This is a genomic window from Altererythrobacter sp. Root672, from assembly GCF_001427865.1.
GTDB lineage: Bacteria > Pseudomonadota > Alphaproteobacteria > Sphingomonadales > Sphingomonadaceae > Croceibacterium_A.
Genome location: NZ_LMHH01000002.1, coordinates 139,073 through 157,604, shown reverse-complemented (window position 1 = coordinate 157,604; position 18,532 = coordinate 139,073). Strand labels below are relative to the sequence as shown.

Below are 18,532 nucleotides of genomic sequence, written 5' to 3'. Positions count from 1 at the left end.
GCGCCGGTCGGTTCAGTCTCGACAGTCCAAGAATGAACGCCTAGGGCGCGCAGCGGGCAGACAGGGCGCCGAGCGTGAAGCTAATCATCGGTAACAGGAACTACTCGAGCTGGTCGCTTAGGGGCTGGCTTGCAGCCAAGCAGTCGGGCCTCTCGTTCGAATCGCTGACCGTCCATATCGACGGCGACGACTGGCAGGCGACCAAGCGCACCGACGACGAATTTCAGCCCTCCGCCGGCAAAGTGCCAGTGCTGTGGGACAACGAGGTGGTGGTGTGGGATTCGCTCGCCATCCTCGAATACTTGGCCGACAAAGTCGGGCGTGACCGCTTCTGGCCGAAAGACGATGCCGCGCGTGGCATGGCGCGGGCGATGGTGGCGGAAATGCACAGCTCCTACCTCGCGTTCCGCCGGCAGTGCCCGATGAACATCCGCAAGCGCGTCGAAGGGCTGGAGCTGACCGACGATGCCCGTCATGACATCGTGCGCATCCTCGGCCTGTGGGCAGAGGCTCGCGCGCGGTTCGGCAAGGGCGGGCCGTTCCTGTTCGGCACGTTCGGCGCCGCAGACATCTTCTACGCCCCGATCGTCACTCGCCTGGTCACTTACGGCATCGGCGTTCCTGGCTTCGCCCAGGCCTACATGGAGGCGATCTGGGAACATTCCTGGATGCAGGAATGGATCCAGGGCGCCGAAGACGAACAGTGGGTCATTGAACAGTTCGAGGTGGCGTAACGCCGGTCAGCCTTTCGGCAGGTAAGGCGTCCCGTCGTTGTGCAAGTAGGCGCCGGGCTCGAACCGCAAGTCGATGTCGGGGTAGTCGCCCCGATCCTTGTCAGGGTCGCCTGCGCTGATCGCCACGAAGCTGCAGTCGGTCTCAGTGCGGTTCTGCAGGCAGTGACCGTTGGTCACACCCTTGGGCCAAGCCGCTACATCTCCGGCCCGCAGCACGGTCTCTCCGTCGTCCTCGACCAGCACCGCCTCGCCCGAGAGCATCACCAGCAACTCGTCGACCTCGGCATGCCAGTGGCGCTGCGAGGACCACGCGCCGGGCTTCAGCACCACATGGCTCGCGCCCATTTCGTTCAGCCCACCCGCAGGCGCCAGCCGGCGCCACCAGCGGCCTTCGACGTCGCGATCGTAGGGATCCGGATAGCCTGTCCGGTTCGACTGCGGGATGGCGTCGAGATCGAGCTTGGGCATGATCTTCATCTCCGGCTGGAAAGAGGCATGACGCTCGTCTAACCCGCCAGCGATGGGAAATTCCAGCGACGTTGTGAGCTACGCCGAGCGGCTGATTGCCTGCAAGAGCGTCACCCCTGCCCGCGGGGGCGTGTTCGACGTGCTTGAGGCGATGCTCGCGCCCTTGGGGTTCGAGGTTCACCGCTTCGTCGCCGGTGAAGCGCCGGACGGCCCGGTCGAGAACCTCTTCGCGATCCGCCGCGGACCTCAGGGAAGCCGCCACCTCGCCTTTGCCGGCCACGTCGACGTGGTCCCGGAAGGCGAAGGCTGGACCAGCGGCGCCTTCACTCCGGAACGGCGCGGCGCGCTGCTCTATGGCCGCGGGGCGGTCGACATGAAGGGGGCAGTCGCGGCGATGGTCTCCGCGGCAGCGGAAGTCCCGGTGGAAGCCGGGACGCTGAGCTTCATCATCACAGGCGATGAGGAAGGGCCAGCTGTCTACGGCACCCGCGCCCTGATCGACCAGATGCGCGAGCGCGGAGAGCTTCCGGACTTGTGCCTGGTCGGCGAGCCGACTTCGGTCAATCGCCTGGGCGACATGATGAAGATCGGCCGGCGCGGTTCGGTCAACGTGTACCTGGAGGTCGAAGGGAGCGAAGGCCACGTCGCCTATCCTCACCTGGCCGACAACCCGATCCCGCGACTGGTGGCGATGCTGGCGGAGCTCGACGCACTCGATCTCGACCAGGGGACCGAGTGGTTCCAGCCCTCGAACCTGGAGATCACCGAACTCGAAGTCGGCAACCCGGCCACCAATGTCATACCGGCCCGGGCGAAGGCGCGCATCTCGATCCGCTTCAACGACACCCATACCGGCGCAGAATTGGCCCAGAAGGTCACAGAGATCGCCCGCAAGCATGGCGGCACCGCCAGACCGATTATCTCCGGCGAGCCGTTCCTGACGCCTCCAGGCGCCTTCTCCGACATAGTCAGCACGGCAGTCGCGGCCGAGACCGGCATCGCGCCCGAAGCCTCCACCAGCGGCGGCACGTCCGACGCGCGGTTCCTTCGCGCGCTGTGCCCGGTGATCGAGTTCGGCCTGCCCAACGCGACCATGCACAAGCGCGACGAGGCGGTGGCGCTTGAAGACCTCGAATGCCTGGTGCGGATCTATCGTCGGATCGCCCTGGCGGCCTTCGCCTAGTCAACCTTAGATCAGTGCCCCTCCCGCGCGGGAGGGGAGGACCTCCGTACGTATTATCACGGAGTTTTCATCCCTGATGGTAGCGCTACCAATACGCGCACCATCGGCAGAAAGCCGAAATAAAACAGGGAGGATAGCGTGGTTTCACGCCTTGAGATCGTGCGCCGTGAACTGCTGGCCGCGGTGGCCATTTCCAGTCTGATGCTGCCAACGCTGGCGCAGGCCGAATCCGAGGCAGTCGAAGCCGAGGCTGAGCAGCCGCCGGTCGATGAGTTCGATCTTGAGAACTGGGATGAGGAGAACGTGATCCTCGTCTCCGGCTACCGGGCGTCGCTGCAAAGCCAGACCAATGCCAAGCGCGAATCGACTGGCTTCACCGACACGATCTTTGCCGAAGATATCGGCAAGTTCCCTGACACCAACATCGCCGAATCGCTCAACCGCATTCCCGGCATCACCATCGGCCGCGAAGTCACCGGAGAGGGCGTGACCATCGCCATCCGCGGCCTCGGCAGCGCCTTCACCCGGGTGTTGCTGAACGACGCGCCCGTGGCGATCGCTTCGGTGCGGTTCGATGCGCAAGGGACCAACCGCGAAGTCGACCTCGACCTCTTGCCGACGGAACTGTTCACCCAGCTCACGGTCAGCAAGTCGCCAGTGGCCAGCCAGGTCGAAGGCGGCGCGGCCGGCACCGTCAACTTGCGCGCCGCCCGCCCGTTCGACAATTCGGAGCCCTACGTCAGCTACGGCCTGCAGGGCTCGAAAGTGAGCGGAGCGGACAAATGGGGCTATCGCGGTCACGTGCTGGCGAGCGCGACGTTCGGCGACTTCGGCATTCTCGTCGGCGGGGCTGCGGTCAGGAATAACTTCCACGTCGAAGGCTTTGAGACGATCGGCTGGACCAATCCGAACCTGACCGCCGCTCAGCGCCTCGGTCCCGACGAATTGCGCAATCCTACCAGGGGCGGCAACTTCACCATCCCTTCGACCGTGCCGAGCAATGCGGGCAATGGTCTGGTCCCCGGCGCGGCGATCGACGAGGCATTCCTGCTCGCCAACAATCCCGGTGCGACGATCGACCAGATCGACAACGGCCTGATTCCGCGCCTCGGCCGACCGCGCTCCGAGATTGGGGAGCGCCAGCGTTATAACGGGTTGGTCGCGCTCGAATGGCGTCCCAGCGACGACTTCCATTTCTACGTCGACGGCATGTACGCGAGGCGCACCACCGATTTTACCCGCACGTCGATGAACTGGGCGGTCCGCAACGGCGCGGCGATCCCGCTCAACACGACTTATGACCGGGATGATTGCTCGCAGGGCTGCGTCGTCACCGGCGGCACTTATGCCAACTCGCAATTCTTCCTCGAATATCGCCAGTACAAGGACACGCAGGAATATTACGGCGTCAATCCGGGGGCGGAGTTCACCTTCAACGAGTGGCTGAAGGGCGACTTCAACGTCAATTACACCAAGAGCACGTTCCACCGCGAAAACCCGACATTCCTGGTCACGACGCCACCCAACGGGGGCGCGACGGTGACTTATCGCAATGACGGCAGCGTTCCCTCGATCGAGACCGACATCGACCTCAACGACCCCGCCAACTTCGGCTGGGTCGGCGGCGGCCGCGTCAACCTCAACGGCGAGGATCGGGAGACCGAGACCATAGGCGTGCGCGGCAGCCTGCTGTTTGGCGACGAGAAGCGTCTCAGCGTGCGCGTAGGCGGCGCCTATGACGACACCCGCCGCCGCATCACGCCGTTCGACAATACAAACCCGTGGCAGAACGCGATCTGCGGCAACGGGCCAAGCGTCACGCTGCTGGCGCCCAATACCGTGACCACCCCATGCTCCGGGCTTGACCAGCCGGGCAGTTCCACACCTGCAGGCTTCCCTAGTTTTCCAGGCTTCGGGTCCAACGCCACGAGTGGCGCTCCGCCGCTAATCTATGCCGGCTCGCTCATCCCGAACGCTTTGGTGCCCAGCTACCTGCGGCCGGGCGGCAACGGTTACGTCACCGTCGATTGGGACAAGGTCAAAGCCGACACCGACTATGCCGGTCATCTTGCGAACGCGCCGGAGATCAACGCGAGTGCCACTGGAGCGAACGGCGGCTTGATCCGCGAGAAAGTCGCCAGCAGCTTTGTCGAGGGCAACGGCATCTTCTACGTCGGCGATGACACGCTGCGGCTGAACGGGGGTCTGCGCGTAGTGTGGACCGAACAGTTCGTCGGCGGGCGAGTCAGCTTGCCCGATCCGCGCAACAATCCCGTGGGCGCTCCTCCGGTTGCCGATGGTGGTCGCTATCAAAACGTGATCAACTTCCCGACCACCAGGACGAGCTATTCGAACCTGCTTCCGTCAACGAGCATTGCCTACGAATTTGGCGGCAAGGCCGTAGCGCGCGCCTCGATCTCGCGAACGATGACTCGGCCCGATCCCAATGCCATGCTGCCCGGCGCGAGCTTCGTGCAGCCGTCGTCCGACATCGGCACTGTCGGGAACAGCGCGCTCGATCCCTATATCTCGGACAATATCGACGTGGGGTTCGAACTCTATACCGGCGGTGAAGGGGTGATCGCCTTCGCGGCCTTCCGCAAGTCAATCACCGGCTTCACCGTCAATAGCCTGACCAACGTGCCGTTCTCATTCTTCGAACAATACGGCATCAACCTGGACTCCCTGACCGAGACCCAGCGCCAAGCCCTCGCCTCGCGCGCTCAGCCGGGCCAGGCGCTGCGAGACGTCAGCGTGGTGGTCCAGCAGCAGGTCAACGCCGACGGCAAGCTGAAGGTCAACGGCCTCGAATTCCAGCTCACGCAGCCGCTCGATTTCCTGACTGAGTATGTCGGCGTGTCGGGCTTCGGCGTGCAGGCGAACCTGACCTTGATCGATCAGAAGGGCCAGGGCGCCGGGGCTCCCGCCGTGGCGATTGGCGTCTCGCCGATGACCTACACGCTGACCGGCTACTACGAGAAGGGCGCGATCTCCACCCGCCTGACTTACACCCGCAACGACGGATCGCAGGGTTCGGGCCTCAACCAGAACGGCATTCCGCAAGCGGCTATCTTCGGGCGCGGCTACTCGCAGCTCGACTTCTCGGGCAGCCTCGACCTTGGCTACGTGTTCGACAACGAGCGTCTGCCAACCCTGGTGCTCAACGCGACCAACCTCACCGAGCAAGCCCAGGGCAGTTACTTCCAGTTCCCGAACGCGATCTTCAACCAATACAATCCTGGCCGGACCGTGCTGGTGGGTATTCGCGGGACGTTCTGACGGTTGGGAGAAGAGCGAGAGACCTTCTTCCGTTCGTGGTGAGCTTGTCGAACCACGCTGGCGCTGCGCTGGCGTGGTTCGGCAGATCCAGGACGAACGGGTTAGGGGTGAAGGATATCTCACGCAGAGGCGCAAAGCGCTTGCTCCACACCTCCCCCTCTTTCGTCATTCCCGCGAACGCGGGACCCCAGGGCGGAGCAGCGAAAAAGAGCCGACTGGGTCCCCGCGTTCGCGGGGATGACCATGGGCGGAAAAAGGAAGTGGGTCATGGACGCTCATCCCCGCCCGCCTCCAGCGCGATGCTCGACCGATGCGGATTGCTTCGCTACCTTCGCCGATAGAACAAGGGAACGGGGTAGGCATGAGCACTGACGCGGAGCAGATCGCCCAAGAAGCCACGCCTGCCGGCCACAGCAAGTTGCAGTGGCGTATCCTGATCGGTTTTATCGGCGGTCTCGCCGCTGGCCTGCTGACATATGCCATCGCACCCGACGCTGCCTGGCTGCAATGGGTGGTGACCTACGTCACGGGCCCGATCGGGCAGATATTCCTGCGCCTGCTGTTCATGCTGGTGCTGCCGCTGCTGTTCTCCGCACTCGTCGTCGGCATTGCCGAGATGGGCGAGATCCGCGCCCTGAAAGCGATCGGTTTGCGCACTCTGGCTTACACTGTGATCGTCTCGAGCATTGCGGTCGCCGTTTCGCTGGTGCTGGTGAATGTCCTCAAGCCCGGCCAGGGTGTCGATCCCGCGGCGGCCAACGAGCTGCTCGCCCAGGGGAGCGCCAGCGCCGCCAGTATCGTCGCGGCCTCTGCGGAGAGCGAGGCCGGGGTCAACGCCTTCGTTGCCATCGTGCCGAGCAACGTCGTCTCAGCGATGAGCAACAACGACATCCTCGCAGTGATGTTCTTCGCTCTCATGTTCGGCATTGGCCTACTACTGGTCCGCACTCCGCGCACTCAGGTGCTCAAGGAAGCGATCGAAGGCGTGTTCGAAGTGGCGATGAAGCTGATCGGCATCGTCATCCAACTCGCGCCGATCGCGATCTTCTGCTTCATGTTCAACCTCTCGGCGCAGTTCGGCTGGGATCTGCTGCCGCGGCTCGCCGCGTTCGTAGGCGTGGTGCTGCTGGCGCTGGGCGTGCAGATGTTCCTGGTGTTTCCGGCGCTGCTCAAGTTCGTCGCCGGCAAGAGCCCCGTCGCATTTTTCCGCGAGACACGCGAGGCGAGCGTGATGGCGTTCTCCACCGCCAGCTCCAACGCGACGCTGCCGACCTCCCTGCGCGTGGCAGAGACCCAGCTCAAGCTGCCGCCCAAGATCTCGCGCTTCGTCCTCACCATCGGGGCCACTGCCAACCAGAACGGCACGGCGATGTTCGAAGGCGTGACGGTGCTGTTCCTCGCCCAGTTTTTCGGCGTCGACCTGACGCTGGCCGATCAGCTGTTCGTCATGCTCGTCTGCATCCTGGCCGGCATCGGCACCGCGGGCGTGCCTGGCGGCTCGCTGCCGGTGATCGCGCTGATCCTCGCGGGCGTAGGCGTGCCGCCCGAAGGGATCGGCCTGATCCTCGGCGTGGATCGCTTCCTCGACATGTGCCGCACGACGCTCAACGTGGTCGGCGATCTCGTCGCCGCCCAGGTGATCAGCAGCCTCAGCCGTGAGCCGTCAGTAGCCGAAGCGACCTAGTCGGCTGGTGGTTCGGGCGGGTCGGAGCTCTCCGAACTGCTCGACGTGTCGGGATTCTCCGTGGTTAGCCTAATGGGCACGAACCTGCCAAGCCGGCACCGCGGGCCACGTGCGGACCCGGCCTGTAGCACGGTGATCATATCGGTGTGACAGAGCCGCCCGGCGGTGGCCTGGTACGCGAAGCGCTGCTGGAAACCGAGCTGCGGGCAGCGATTGGGCAGGGTGTTACGGAAGGTCTGGTTGCCGGCCATCCTGAAGTCGATCGTGAAATCGTCATGCACCCGCGTATTTCGGATACGAGCGATGCTGATACAGTTGACCGGCTCGCCAACGACCTCCGCCGCTGGGGCGCGGCTCTGAGGCGTTCGATCGGTTCCGCTTCCGTCCGCACAGGCTGCCAACGACAGCAATCCCGCGCAGGCCAGCGCGGGCGTAACCACTTTCATGGTCATCGCACATACTCCCTCTGTTGCGCCCCAGCTGCAGGCAGGGGGTCATTCAGTAGAGGGAATCGTTGCCCGCTTGCTCTTCGCGGTGGGCCTCTCGAGCACCTTATCCCGATAGGAGCATAAGTCGATTACGGCGCAACGCCAACACTCCGGCTGGCGCGCTTTGCAAATATATCGGCCGTGGAGAATCAACCAGTGGTGCGCGTGACGCCGGAACGGCTGCGGCACGCGGTTCTCCAGTTTGGCTTCGACCTGGTCGGGGGTCTTGCCCTTGGCGAGACCGGTGCGGTTGGAGACGCGGAACACGTGGGTGTCGACCGCAAAGGTCTCCTCCCCGAAAGCGCAGTTCATCACCACGTTGGCGGTCTTCCGGCCGACGCCGGGCAGGGTGACCAGCGTGTCGCGGTCCTGCGGCACCTGGCCACCAAAGTCGCGTTCGAGGATTTCCGACAGCGCGATCACGTTCTTCGCCTTGGCGTTGAACAGGCCGATGGTCTTGATGTGCTGCTTGAGGCCCTCTTCACCCAGCGCGACCATCTGCGCGGGCGTCTTCACCTCGCGGAACAGCGCTCGCGTCGCCTTGTTGACGCCCGCGTCGGTCGCTTGCGCGGACAGCACGACCGCGACCAGCAGTTGATAGACATTGCCGAATTCGAGCTCGGTCTCCGGCGCCGGGTTGTCCTCGGCGAGGCGGCGGAAGAACTCGAAGATCTGATCCCTCGTCAAAGCCCCAGCACTTGCCCCATGGTGTAGCGGCCGGCCGGCTGGCCAATCAGCCAGGTAGCCCCGCGCACGGCGCCGTGCGCGAAGATCATCCGGTCCTCGGCGCTGTGCGACAGGACCAGGCGCTCCTGCGGCCCGGCGAGAATCACCGAGTGCTCGCCGGCCACCGTGCCGCCGCGAAGGGAGGCAAAACCGATTGCGCCTTCGACGCGAGCGCCGGTGTGACCGTCGCGCCCGCGTTCGGAGTTGCCCGCAAGCTCGATCCCCCGACCCTCAGCCGCCGCTTGGCCGAGGAGTAGTGCCGTGCCGGAAGGGGCATCGACCTTCATCCGGTGGTGCATCTCAAGCACCTCGATATCCCAATCGGGACCGAGGCTCGCAGCGGCCTGCTTGACGAGGTGGGCCAGCAGCGTGACGCCGAGCGAGGTATTGCCGGTCTGCAGCACCGGCACGGCCAGCGCGGCGCTTTCGATCAAGGCTTGCTGGGTTTCGCCGAGCCCTGTCGTGCCGACCAGGATCGGGATGCCCGCGCCGACTGCGGCGTGCAGGTTGTTCTCCAGCGCGGCGGGGGCGGAGAAGTCGACCAGCGTGTCGCTCTGATCGGCCAATCTCCCTGCGTCACCGCCTCGGTCGATCCCGCCGGAAACCTCGTGACCGGCCGCCTCGATGGCGCGCGTGAGCGCCAGTCCCATGCGTCCGTCGCTGCCAATAATACCAATGCGGGCCATTGCGCCTCCGTTCGTGCGCGTGCTTCATGCGAGCAATGGACGCTATCCGCAATATCGTGATCCTCACCGGCGCCGGAATTAGCGCCGAGAGCGGGCTGAGGACTTTCCGCGCCGATGATGGATTGTGGGAGGATCACCGGGTCGAGGACGTGGCGACGCCGCAAGGTTTTCGCCGCGACCCCGACCTCGTGCAGCGGTTCTATGACGAGCGGCGGACGAACATCCTCGCAGCGGAGCCCAACGCCGCGCACGAGGCCTTGGCGCGGCTCGACCGAGAATTCGGCGGGGAGCTGCTGATCGTGACGCAGAACATCGACGACCTGCACGAACGCGCCGGGGCCGGGCGGGTGCTGCACATGCATGGCGAGGGGCTTTCCGCCTGGTGCCTCGCTTGCGACGCGCGCCATCGCTGGACCGGAACCTTGCTCGACGAACCGCCTTGCCCCTCGTGCGGCGAGGTGGCTCTACGGCCCGACATCGTCTGGTTCGGAGAGATGCCCTACCGGATGGACCAGATATTCGCCGCGCTGGCCCGAGCGGACATGTTCGTTTCGATCGGGACTTCAGGCGCTGTCTATCCGGCTGCGGGGTTCGTGCAGGAGGCCAAGAGCCACGGCGCGCGGGCGCTGGAGCTCAATCTCGAACGGAGCCAGGGATCGCAGTGGTTTGACGAGACGCGTCTGGGCCCGGCGAGCGAGCTGGTTCCGGCGTGGGTGGATGAGGTCCTAAGCGCCTGAGCTACACGCCCGGCACGCCGGATCCTTGGCAAGATTGAGCGTCCGCATCGACGGCGCCAGTCCGTCGAGCAAGTGCAGCTTGCCCCACTGCGGATCGCCCAGGCCGCCAACCGGAGCGAGCAGAACGCGGATGGCCTGGAGCGCGGCGAAGGTCGCGGTCCAGCCGGCCATGGCACCGAGCATGCCGTCTTCGGCGCATGTGTCGCAATCGTCGGCATCGAAGGCATCGCCGACATAGCAGCGGTAGCAAGCCTGGTCGGGCAGGTGTCCAGCGAAAGCACCGACTTGGCCCTGGAAGCGGCCGACGGCGGCGGAGAGGAGTGGGATGCCGGCCGCGACGCAGGCGTCCGATACGGCGAGGCGGGTAGCGAAGTTGTCGCACCCGTCGAGCACCAGGTCGGCGCCTTCGATCAATTGACCGGCGTTGTCGGACGTAATCCGATCACTGATCCAGCGCACATCGAGATGGGCATCGAACTCGCGCACCCAGGCGGCGGCGAGGTCGGCCTTGCCGCGGGTCACTTCATGCTCGCGGAAGATCGTCTGGCGCTGGAGATTGGTGACATCGACCGTATCGTCGTCGATCAGCACCAGCGAGCCGATCCCGGCTCCGGCAAGGTATTGCAAAGCCGGCGAACCGATCCCGCCGACACCGATCAGGACGACTTTCGCCGAGGCCAGCGCTGCTTGCCCCGCGCCGCCGATCTCGGGCAGCACGATGTGGCGGGCGAAGCGTTCCAGGCGTTCGGGGGGGAGAGTCATGCCCTGCAGCTAGGGCCGGACACGCACCTCGGCAAGCTCAGCCAAACGAAGTCAGGATCCGAACCCCGTTCGCGCTGAGCTTGTCGAAGCACCCTCCCGTCAGAAGCTCAGCTCTCGAGCTGGCGCAACAGGCTGCGTACATCGCCGTCCATGTCGGAATCGCGCTGGCGCAGATCCTCGATCAGGCGGACGGCGTGGATTACGGTCGAGTGATCGCGGCCACCGAACTTGCGCCCGATCTCCGGATAGGAGCGCGGCGTAAGCACTTTGGCGAGGTACATCGCCACCTGGCGCGGGCGAACCACCGCGCGGGCGCGACGCTTGCTCGACATTTCAGCGCGGTCGATGCGGTAGAACTGGCACACCGTGCGCTGGATCTCGTCGATCGTGATCCGGCGGCGGTTGGCTGACAGGATATCGGTCAGCTGTTCTTCGGCCAGCTGGAGCGAGACGTCCTGCCCGGTCAGCTGGGCATACGCGATCAGCTTGTTGAGACCGCCGACGAGCTCGCGCACGTTGCGGTTGATGGTGCGGGCGAGGAACTCGATCACGTCGGCCGGCACGTCGAGCGGGGCAAAGCGCACCAGCTTCGACTGCAGGATCAGCCGGCGCAGTTCGATGTCGGCCGACTGGATGTCGGCGACGAGGCCCATCGACAGGCGGCTGAGCAGGCGCGGTTCGACACCGTCGAGCGCCTGGGGCGCGCGGTCGGCGGCGAAGACCAGCCGCTTGCCTTCGGCGAGCAGCGCATCAATCGTGTAGAGCAGCTCTTCCTGGGCGCTGGCCTTGCCGATGATGAACTGGATGTCGTCCACCAGCAGAAGATCGAAGCCGCGCAGGCGCGCCTTGAACTCGATCATCTCGTTCGACTTCAGCGCCGAAACGAACTCGACCATGAAGCGCTCGGCGCTGCAGTAGAAGATGCGGGCGCGCGGGTGGGCCTGGAGATAGGAGTGGCCGATCGCGTGCAGCAGGTGCGTCTTGCCCTGGCCGGTGGCGGCCTTGAGGTAGAGCGGCGAGAACTGCGGCTTTTCCGCCTGGGCCATGCGCTCGGCTGCGTTCTTCGCCAGCACGTTGGTAGTGCCGGTGACGAAGGCAGCGAACGTCAGCGAGGGGTCGAGGCCGACCGACGAGGTGAACCCGTCGTCGCCGATCGATTCCATAGCCCGGGCACCGGCGAGGGCGCCATCGTTGGCAGCGCGGTGGCCGAAGCCGTCTTCGCCGCGGAAGTCGAGGTCGGCCAGTTTGCGGCGGCCGGGATGGACGCCGATCTTGACGTTGCGCACTTCGCTGCGGGCGATCTTCCAAGCGAGCGAGAGGCGGTCATGGAATCGGTCCTGCACCCAGTTCGCAGAGAACTCGGTCGGCAGGAACAGGTGAAGGGTGCCGGTGTCCTTGCAGAAGCTGCCGACCTGAATCGGACGAATCCACTGGCTAAACAACTGGTGGCCCAGATCCTTGCGCAGGCCCTGGCTGATATCAGCCCAGTCTGCTGCAAGATCGACGGCTTCCTGTTCTTCCATATCCCCCTCAATGCCATCGTTCTTGGCAGGCCCCGATCGGCCGGCGTGCGGTCCCATCCGAATCATTGATCCGTTCCCCTCCCCGAAGGCTTTCCACACTTGAAGACGCCGGGCACAGAAAAGCCCCCCTCGCGAATCCAGTGGAATCGCAAGTGCCCCCGTACGTCATCTCGAATTAGTTCGGCTGGACGAGTCAGTCGCCAACCGGAAGGCCGTTATGAACGTGCCTCGATGACGCTCGCAAGTGTGCGCATCTAAAAAAAGTGAAATATATCGACTTGACTTGCGTGGACCCCGCAGCCTTGCGTTCAAGTCGCTGATTCAGCTTCAAATTGTTGTGACAGTTTTGCGAATCGGCAGAAATCCTGCACTTTCGGGCAGGTCAGTATTTACTGTCTCGCAGACGCGAAAAAGGGCCGGTGGAAAACCCACCGACCCGTTCCAATTTCGTTCCTGGCAAATCCCGAAACGGGACGAATCAGAGAGCCGCGACTCGCTTGGTCAGGCGGCTCATCTTCCGGGCCACGGTGTTCTTGTGGAGCACACCGCGCGCCACGCCACGAGCCATCTCCGGCTGGGCAGCCTTCAGGGCAACCTGAGCAGCGTCCTTGTCACCGGCGTCGAGCGCGACTTCCACCTTCTTCACGAAGCTGCGGATGCGGCTGATGCGCGCACCGTTGATCTCGGCGCGCCTGTCGTTGCGGCGGATGCGCTTGCGGGCTTGGGGCGTATTGGCCATTTTTGTCCTTACAACGGGCCGCGTTTGACGAGCGGCCGGAAGCTCTGTCTAAAATTGCTGAAACGGCAGTTTCCCGCCGGAAAGCGGCGCCCTTACCCACGAGGGGCCGAATCGTCAACACTCCTTATCTTGCCTCAGGAGCCGGCGGGGCCATCCGGACCCTTGGCTTTCCTCGCATAAGCTCGGGCGGGCGCCACCGGTAGGCTACGCCTGCCGGCTACTTGAGCCTAGCGCCCTTGCCGTCCGCTGGTCGCGGACGGAGCTAGTCTACTTCTGACAAGTCGGACAGAACCAAGTGCTGCGACCGCCTTGGGCGATTCTCTGGATCGTGCCGCCGTCGCTGTGATGGCAAGGCTCACCCTCTCTTCCATAGACGGCGAAGCGGCTGGCGAAGTAGCCTAGCTCGCCGTCGGGGCGGGCATAGTCGCGCAGGCTGGAGCCGCCGTCTTCGATCGACTGTTCGAGGACCGCCCGAATCGCCGGGACCAGCCGTTCGAGCGCGGCCCGCGATACTTTGCCGCCGGCCTTGCGAGGGTCGATGCCGGCGCGGAACAGGGCTTCGCAGACGTAGATGTTGCCGAGGCCCGCCACGATCCTTTGATCGAGCAGGAGCAACTTCACCGCCTGCTTTCGGTCGCGCAGAGCCTCGCGCAGGTGCTCGACTGTCAGCCCCGGCCCGAGGGGCTCCGGGCCCATCGCGGCGAAGGCCGGCCACTGGTACAGCCCAGTCGTTTCGACGAGATCGACGAACCCGAACCGCCGCGCATCGTTGAGAGCGAAGCGGTGGCCGATCGTTTCGAGCACGAGGTGGTCGTGCTTGCCGGGCTCCTCGGGATCGATTCGCCAGCGGCCGCTCATGCCGAGGTGGAACACCAGCGTCGTGCCGCGGTCGGTGTGGATCAGGCCGTACTTCGCCCGCCGCCCCATGCCGGTCACGCTGGCGCCGACCAGCGCCTGCACCAGCCCTTCCGGAAACGGGAAGCGCATGTCCGGACGGTTGAGCGCGACACGCTCGATCCGCGCGCCATCGAGGAAGCGGGCGAGGCCGCGGACGGTGGTTTCGACTTCGGGAAGTTCAGGCATCTGCGGACAATACCTAGTCGCCCCGGCTCACTCTGTCATCGCCAAGCACGGCGGGGCTGACTAAAGCGCCGCCATGCCCGTCGATCGCAACCAGGCTCGCGCCTTCGCCCTGCTCGGACTTGTCATGGTCTTTTGGGCCGGGAACTCGATCGTGGCTCGCGCCGTGCGTGCGGACGTCGCGCCGTTCACGCTGGCCTTCATCCGCTGGACCGGGGCCTGCCTCGCCGTCGCTCCGTTCGCCATCGGCCCGCTGAAGCGCGACTGGCCGGAGATCGTAAAGGGATGGAAGCCGCTGCTGCTCCTCGGCCTCGTCGGTGTCGCGGCGTTCAATGGGTTTCTCTACTCGGGCCTGCAGTACACGACGGCCACCAACGCCTTGCTGCTCCAGGCGGCGACACCGGCGATCGTTGTCTTGCTCGACCGGACGCTGTTCGGGGTCCGCCATGGCACGTGGCAAGTCATCGGGGTGAGTGCCTCCATGCTGGGCGTGTTGGTGATCGTGTTCGAAGGCGACGCTTCGGCCGCGCTGCAGCTGCAATTCGGCAAGGGCGACGCGTTGATCCTGTGTTCGGTCGTCGTGTGGTCGCTCTACACCGTGTTCCTGCGCCTGCGTCCGCCTATCTCGCCGGTGAGCTTCATCGCGGTCACGTTCTCCATTGCCATGGTGACAATGGCCGGACCGGCTGTGCTTGAGTGGCAAGCGGGAAGGACGATCGTCTGGAGTCCGGGCGTGGTCGGCGCTTTCCTCTATGTCGCCTTGCTGCCGTCACTGTTGTCCTACTTCATCTACAACTATGCGACCGGCGTCGTCGGCCCAGCCAAGGCGGGACAGGCCATAACGCTGATGCCGCTGTTCGGCGCGTTTCTCTCCGCCGGGCTGCTCGGCGAGCGGCTCCATCCGTTCCACTTCGTGGGCATGGTCTTCATCCTCGCCGGGATCGCGTTGAGTTTGCTGTCCGGCACACGCAAAGAGCCCGCTGGCGCCGCGCCCGGCCCCTCGCTAGAGGACCGGGCATGAGCGATCAGGTTTCCTTCGGATACGAGACGGTCGAGGCGGACGAGAAGACCCGCCGCGTCGGTGCGGTGTTCTCCAACGTCGCGGCGAAGTACGACGTGATGAACGACGCCATGTCGGGCGGCATGCACCGGCTGTGGAAGGACCAGTTCGTCCGCCGCGTGAAGCCGCAGCCGGGCGAGGCGATCCTCGACATGGCGGGCGGCACGGGCGACATCGCCTTCCGCATGGCCGCGCGCGGTGCGGACGTGACGGTGGCCGACATCAATCAGGAAATGCTCGACGTCGGGCTCGAACGCGCAGTCGAGCGCGGGATCGATACGCTGGTCTGGTCGCGCCAGAACGCCGAGCAGCTGGCCTATCCGGACCGCTGCTTCGATGCCTACACGATTGCGTTCGGCATCCGTAACGTGACCCATATCGATCAGGCGCTGGCCGAGGCATTCCGCGTGCTCAAGTTCGGCGGGCGCTTCTTCTGCATGGAGTTCTCGACCACCGAGTGGCCGGGCTTCAAGGACGTCTACGACTTCTATTCGCACAAGATCGTGCCCCAGGTGGGCAAGGCCATCGCCGGCGATGAGGACAGCTACCGCTACCTGATCGAATCGATCCGCCGCTTCCCGCCGATGTCGGAATTCGAGCGGATGATCCGCGCGGCCGGTTTCGAGAAGACCAAGGTCGAGCCGATCCTGGGCGGGCTGGTCGCCATTCATTCAGGGTGGAAGATCTGACCCGACCGACAATCCATATCCTGCGCCTGCTCAAGTGGGGGCGCACGCTTGCCCGGCACGGAGCGCTGAGAGGGATCGAGGGCGATCCCAACACGCCGCCGCCGGTAAAGCGCCTGGTCCGCATCGCGCGCTTCGGCACGGTCCAGCCGCGCGTGCCGGACTATGCCGCCGCGTTCCAGGCCATTGGGCCTGCCGCGATCAAGCTCGGTCAGACGCTCGCCACCCGGCCCGACATCGTCGGCGAAGAGGCCGCGCACAACCTGCTGACGCTGCAGGACAGCCTGCCGCCGCTCCCCTTCGAGCAGGTCGAGGCGGAAATGGCGCGCAGCTTCGGCGTGCCGCTAACCTCGGTGTTCTCTGAGATCGATCCCGTGCCGGTCGGCTCGGCCTCGATCGCGCAAGTCCATCGCGGCGTGACTGTCGAGGGGCACACGGTCGCGATCAAGGTGCTGCGGCCCGGCATCCGCGAAAAGTTTGCCAAGGATATCGAGACTTATGAATGGGCCGCGGCCCATCTCGAAGGGCTGGGCGGCGAAGCGCGGCGGCTGCGTCCGCGCATGACCATCGCCAATTTCAAGCGCTGGACCCATCGCGAGCTCGACTTGCGGCGAGAGGCTGCGTCCTCGTCCGAACTGGCCGAGGCGATGAAAGGTTTCGAGGGTTACACGGTCCCGGACGTCGACTGGGACCGGACCAATGGCCGCGTCATGACCATCGAATGGGTCGACGGCATCAAGATCGGCGACGTCGAGGCCCTGCGCGCCGCCGGGCACGACTTGCCGCAACTCGCCAGCCGCCTGGTGCTCGCGTTCCTGACCCAGGCGATCAGCGGCGGGTTCTTCCATGCCGACATGCACCAGGGGAACCTGTTCGTGCGGCCCGACGGGACGATTGTGGCGATCGACTTCGGGATCATGGGCCGCATCGACCGCCGCGCGCGGCAGTGGCTGGCGGAGATCCTCTATGGCCTGACCACCGGCAATTACCGCCGCGTGGCAGAGATCCACTTCGAGGCGCAATACGTGCCGAGCTATCACTCGGTCGAAGAGTTCGCCACGGCGCTGCGCGCAGTGGGAGAGCCGATGCGCGGCAAGCCGGTCAGCGAACTGTCGGTCGGCATGATGCTCGACAGCCTGTTCGCCATCACCCGCGACTTCGACATGCAGACCCAGCCGCACTTGCTGCTGCTGCAGAAGACCATGGTCATGGTCGAAGGCATTGCCACCCAGCTCGATCCCAAGATCAACATGTGGGACGTGTCCGCGCCTTACGTCCGCAGCTGGATCCGCGACGAACTCGGGCCTGAGGCCGCCCTGGCCGACCGTATCCGCGAGGACTTCGGGACGCTGCTGCGCCTGCCGCAGATCGTCCGCCGGATCGAGGAGCGCTTTCCCGCCAAGGGCGGCGCGCCGGACCAACCGCCGTTGCCGGAAATCGACCTGGTCTGGGAAGGCAAGGCGGAAGGCGGTTCGCGTTGGCTGGGCTATGCCGTAGCCGTGCTGGTGGGTGGGGGACTCGTATGGGCAGGCCAGATGTTGGGGTGGCTTGGTTGAACGGCGCGGCGCCTGACTGGTGCCGCTTTGCCAATTGGCCCCGAGGCGCTGCCATCGCGGTGCTTGCGGCCTTCGCCCTGTTGCTCGGCCTCGCGGTAGTCACCGCCCGCCCACCCGCTCGTAGCCCGTCTGGAATGACCTCGTCTGGGCCCACTGCGGCCCGCGCTGCCGAGGTCGCCAAGCGCGACGAGGACTTGCGCCTCTACGACCGCATTGCCGAGCGCGTAGCGGCGGGCGACAACTATTATCGGGCCGCCGTCGAGGAACAGCGGGCGCGCGGCTTCCCTGTCCGCCCCGGCCTGACAGTGCGCTTGCCTACGCTGGCGTTCATGACGGCCAAGCTTGGCCAACCCGGTATGATCGCCCTTGCGGCGCTCCTTGGCCTGGCCCTGCTCGCCGCGTGGTGGCGCCGGTTGGGCAGCGAGCCGGGGGCGGGCGACAAGCGCTTGGTCTGCATGCTCTTGCTGGTGATCGGCAGCAGTCTGGCGCTGAAGCCGCAATACCTGGTGCTGCACGAGCTATGGGCGGGGCTGCTGCTGTCGCTGAGCTTTGCGCTCCATCGACCGGGCAAGTGGATCGGCGCATGGGTGGCCGCCGCACTGGCGCTGGCGCTGCGCGAACTGGCGCTACCGTTCGTCCTGCTGATGGGCGCGCTGGCCCTTTGGCGGCGTGACTGGCGCGAGGCCGTGGCCTGGGCCGTGCTGGTCGGCCTGTTCGTCGCGGGCATGGCGCTGCACCTGTCGCAGGCCTCGCAGTTCGTTTCGCCCGAAGACCCGGAATCGCCGGCCTGGCTGGTACTACGCGGCCTGCGCGGGTGGACCTCGAACATCCAGCTCAACAGCGTGCTGCAATACCTGCCCGCGTGGCTGGCGGCCCCGCTGGCGCTGCTTCCGTTGATCGGTTGGGTCGCCTGGCGCAGCGATGCGGGGGTTTTCGGGACCCTGCTGCACAGCGGCTATGGGCTGTTCTTCATGCTCGCGGGGCGGGATAACAACTTCTACTGGGCGCTGCTGGTGATCCCGACCTGGTTCCTAGGCCTCGCCTTCATGCCGCGTGCGCTCGGCGATCTAGCGAGGGCCTCGCTAGGCAAAACTTAACCATCGCGCGGCAAGGCTGGCGTTGAAGTGGCCCTAAATGTAGG

Annotated in this window: 17 protein-coding genes; 9 read left to right on the top strand and 8 right to left on the bottom strand. The window is 65.3% G+C overall.

What is annotated here, in order from left to right; translation table 11 throughout:
• Window positions 1-74: 74 nt before the first annotated feature.
• A complete protein-coding gene (locus ASD76_RS12000) occupies window positions 75-734 on the top strand; it encodes a glutathione S-transferase family protein (protein WP_055923299.1) in 660 nt (219 codons plus the stop codon).
• 6 nt (window positions 735-740) lie between these two features.
• On the opposite strand, the gene ASD76_RS11995 is transcribed toward ASD76_RS12000, so the two are convergent.
• On the bottom strand, window positions 741-1,202 hold the full coding sequence (locus tag ASD76_RS11995) for a cupin domain-containing protein (protein WP_055924210.1): 462 nt from the start codon (window positions 1,200-1,202) through the stop codon (window positions 741-743).
• Between the two features lie 52 nt (window positions 1,203-1,254).
• On the opposite strand from ASD76_RS11995, the gene dapE reads away from it, so the two are divergent.
• The 3 genes from dapE (at window position 1,255) to ASD76_RS11980 (ending at window position 7,348) form a co-directional block, all read left to right on the top strand.
• The gene (dapE, locus tag ASD76_RS11990; protein WP_055923298.1) at window positions 1,255-2,385 is read left to right on the top strand and encodes a succinyl-diaminopimelate desuccinylase; all 1,131 of its coding nucleotides are present in this window, start codon (window positions 1,255-1,257) and stop codon (window positions 2,383-2,385) included.
• Window positions 2,386-2,523: 138 nt separating this feature from the next.
• The gene (locus ASD76_RS11985; RefSeq protein WP_055923297.1) at window positions 2,524-5,664 is read left to right on the top strand and encodes a TonB-dependent receptor; all 3,141 of its coding nucleotides are present in this window, start codon (window positions 2,524-2,526) and stop codon (window positions 5,662-5,664) included.
• Between the two features lie 361 nt (window positions 5,665-6,025).
• A complete protein-coding gene (locus tag ASD76_RS11980) occupies window positions 6,026-7,348 on the top strand; it encodes a dicarboxylate/amino acid:cation symporter (protein WP_055923296.1) in 1,323 nt (440 codons plus the stop codon).
• On the opposite strand, the gene ASD76_RS11975 is transcribed toward ASD76_RS11980, so the two are convergent.
• From ASD76_RS11975 to dapB, 3 genes are read right to left on the bottom strand one after another with little or no spacing between them, the layout of a single operon-like run.
• Complete coding sequence (locus tag ASD76_RS11975; RefSeq protein WP_055923295.1) at window positions 7,345-7,800, bottom strand: DUF6491 family protein; 456 nt, start codon at window positions 7,798-7,800, stop codon at window positions 7,345-7,347. The two genes, ASD76_RS11980 and ASD76_RS11975, sit on opposite strands and share 4 nt — an antisense overlap.
• Window positions 7,801-7,842: 42 nt before the next feature.
• Window positions 7,843-8,523: an endonuclease III gene (gene nth / locus ASD76_RS11970; RefSeq protein WP_055923294.1), complete on the bottom strand. Its 681-nt coding sequence runs from the start codon at window positions 8,521-8,523 to the stop codon at window positions 7,843-7,845.
• Window positions 8,520-9,248, bottom strand: coding sequence for a 4-hydroxy-tetrahydrodipicolinate reductase (gene dapB / locus ASD76_RS11965; protein ID WP_055923293.1), 729 nt, complete (start codon window positions 9,246-9,248; stop codon window positions 8,520-8,522). The genes nth and dapB overlap by 4 nt, the downstream gene beginning before the upstream one ends.
• 35 nt (window positions 9,249-9,283) lie before the next feature.
• Between dapB and cobB the strand changes: the two genes are divergently transcribed.
• A complete protein-coding gene (gene cobB, locus ASD76_RS11960) occupies window positions 9,284-9,985 on the top strand; it encodes a Sir2 family NAD+-dependent deacetylase (RefSeq protein WP_055923292.1) in 702 nt (233 codons plus the stop codon).
• On the opposite strand, the gene ASD76_RS11955 is transcribed toward cobB, so the two are convergent.
• The 4 genes from ASD76_RS11955 to mutM form a co-directional block, all read right to left on the bottom strand.
• Window positions 9,974-10,747, bottom strand: coding sequence for a HesA/MoeB/ThiF family protein (locus ASD76_RS11955; RefSeq protein WP_055923291.1), 774 nt, complete (start codon window positions 10,745-10,747; stop codon window positions 9,974-9,976). The genes cobB and ASD76_RS11955 overlap by 12 nt on opposite strands.
• A 107-nt stretch (window positions 10,748-10,854) precedes the next feature.
• On the bottom strand, window positions 10,855-12,270 hold the full coding sequence (gene dnaA / locus ASD76_RS11950; protein ID WP_200943098.1) for a chromosomal replication initiator protein DnaA: 1,416 nt from the start codon (window positions 12,268-12,270) through the stop codon (window positions 10,855-10,857).
• Between the two features lie 478 nt (window positions 12,271-12,748).
• A complete protein-coding gene (rpsT, locus tag ASD76_RS11945) occupies window positions 12,749-13,009 on the bottom strand; it encodes a 30S ribosomal protein S20 (RefSeq protein WP_055923289.1) in 261 nt (86 codons plus the stop codon).
• 267 nt (window positions 13,010-13,276) lie between these two features.
• Window positions 13,277-14,092 (bottom strand): bifunctional DNA-formamidopyrimidine glycosylase/DNA-(apurinic or apyrimidinic site) lyase, encoded by an 816-nt coding sequence (gene mutM / locus ASD76_RS11940; protein WP_055923288.1) that lies wholly within the window; start codon window positions 14,090-14,092, stop codon window positions 13,277-13,279.
• Between the two features lie 73 nt (window positions 14,093-14,165).
• Between mutM and ASD76_RS11935 the strand changes: the two genes are divergently transcribed.
• The 4 genes from ASD76_RS11935 to ASD76_RS11920 are packed head-to-tail and all read left to right on the top strand — an operon-like array spanning window position 14,166 to window position 18,488.
• The gene (locus tag ASD76_RS11935; RefSeq protein WP_055923287.1) at window positions 14,166-15,110 is read left to right on the top strand and encodes a DMT family transporter; all 945 of its coding nucleotides are present in this window, start codon (window positions 14,166-14,168) and stop codon (window positions 15,108-15,110) included.
• Window positions 15,107-15,838: a class I SAM-dependent methyltransferase gene (locus ASD76_RS11930; protein ID WP_055923286.1), complete on the top strand. Its 732-nt coding sequence runs from the start codon at window positions 15,107-15,109 to the stop codon at window positions 15,836-15,838. The genes ASD76_RS11935 and ASD76_RS11930 overlap by 4 nt, the downstream gene beginning before the upstream one ends.
• Entirely contained in the window at window positions 15,835-17,391 is a 1,557-nt protein-coding gene (gene ubiB / locus ASD76_RS11925) for a 2-polyprenylphenol 6-hydroxylase (RefSeq protein ID WP_055924207.1), read from the top strand. Before ASD76_RS11930 ends, ubiB begins: the two co-directional genes overlap by 4 nt.
• On the top strand, window positions 17,379-18,488 hold the full coding sequence (locus ASD76_RS11920) for a hypothetical protein (RefSeq protein WP_055923285.1): 1,110 nt from the start codon (window positions 17,379-17,381) through the stop codon (window positions 18,486-18,488). The genes ubiB and ASD76_RS11920 overlap by 13 nt, the downstream gene beginning before the upstream one ends.
• The last annotated feature ends 44 nt before the right edge of the window (window positions 18,489-18,532 follow it).

Bases quoted from the DNA above. Each gene is read 5' to 3' on its own strand.
- ASD76_RS11995 (WP_055924210.1), bottom strand. From the start codon at position 1,202: ATGCCCAAGCTCGATCTCGACGCCATCCCGCAGTCGAACCGGACAGGC.
- dapE (WP_055923298.1), top strand. From the start codon at position 1,255: ATGGGAAATTCCAGCGACGTTGTGAGCTACGCCGAGCGGCTGATTGCC.
- ASD76_RS11980 (WP_055923296.1), top strand. From the start codon at position 6,026: ATGAGCACTGACGCGGAGCAGATCGCCCAAGAAGCCACGCCTGCCGGC.
- ASD76_RS11975 (WP_055923295.1), bottom strand. From the start codon at position 7,800: ATGACCATGAAAGTGGTTACGCCCGCGCTGGCCTGCGCGGGATTGCTG.
- dapB (WP_055923293.1), bottom strand. From the start codon at position 9,248: ATGGCCCGCATTGGTATTATTGGCAGCGACGGACGCATGGGACTGGCG.
- cobB (WP_055923292.1), top strand. From the start codon at position 9,284: ATGGACGCTATCCGCAATATCGTGATCCTCACCGGCGCCGGAATTAGC.
- ASD76_RS11955 (WP_055923291.1), bottom strand. From the start codon at position 10,747: ATGACTCTCCCCCCCGAACGCCTGGAACGCTTCGCCCGCCACATCGTG.
- dnaA (WP_200943098.1), bottom strand. From the start codon at position 12,270: ATGGAAGAACAGGAAGCCGTCGATCTTGCAGCAGACTGGGCTGATATC.
- rpsT (WP_055923289.1), bottom strand. From the start codon at position 13,009: ATGGCCAATACGCCCCAAGCCCGCAAGCGCATCCGCCGCAACGACAGG.
- mutM (WP_055923288.1), bottom strand. From the start codon at position 14,092: ATGCCTGAACTTCCCGAAGTCGAAACCACCGTCCGCGGCCTCGCCCGC.
- ASD76_RS11935 (WP_055923287.1), top strand. From the start codon at position 14,166: ATGCCCGTCGATCGCAACCAGGCTCGCGCCTTCGCCCTGCTCGGACTT.
- ASD76_RS11930 (WP_055923286.1), top strand. From the start codon at position 15,107: ATGAGCGATCAGGTTTCCTTCGGATACGAGACGGTCGAGGCGGACGAG.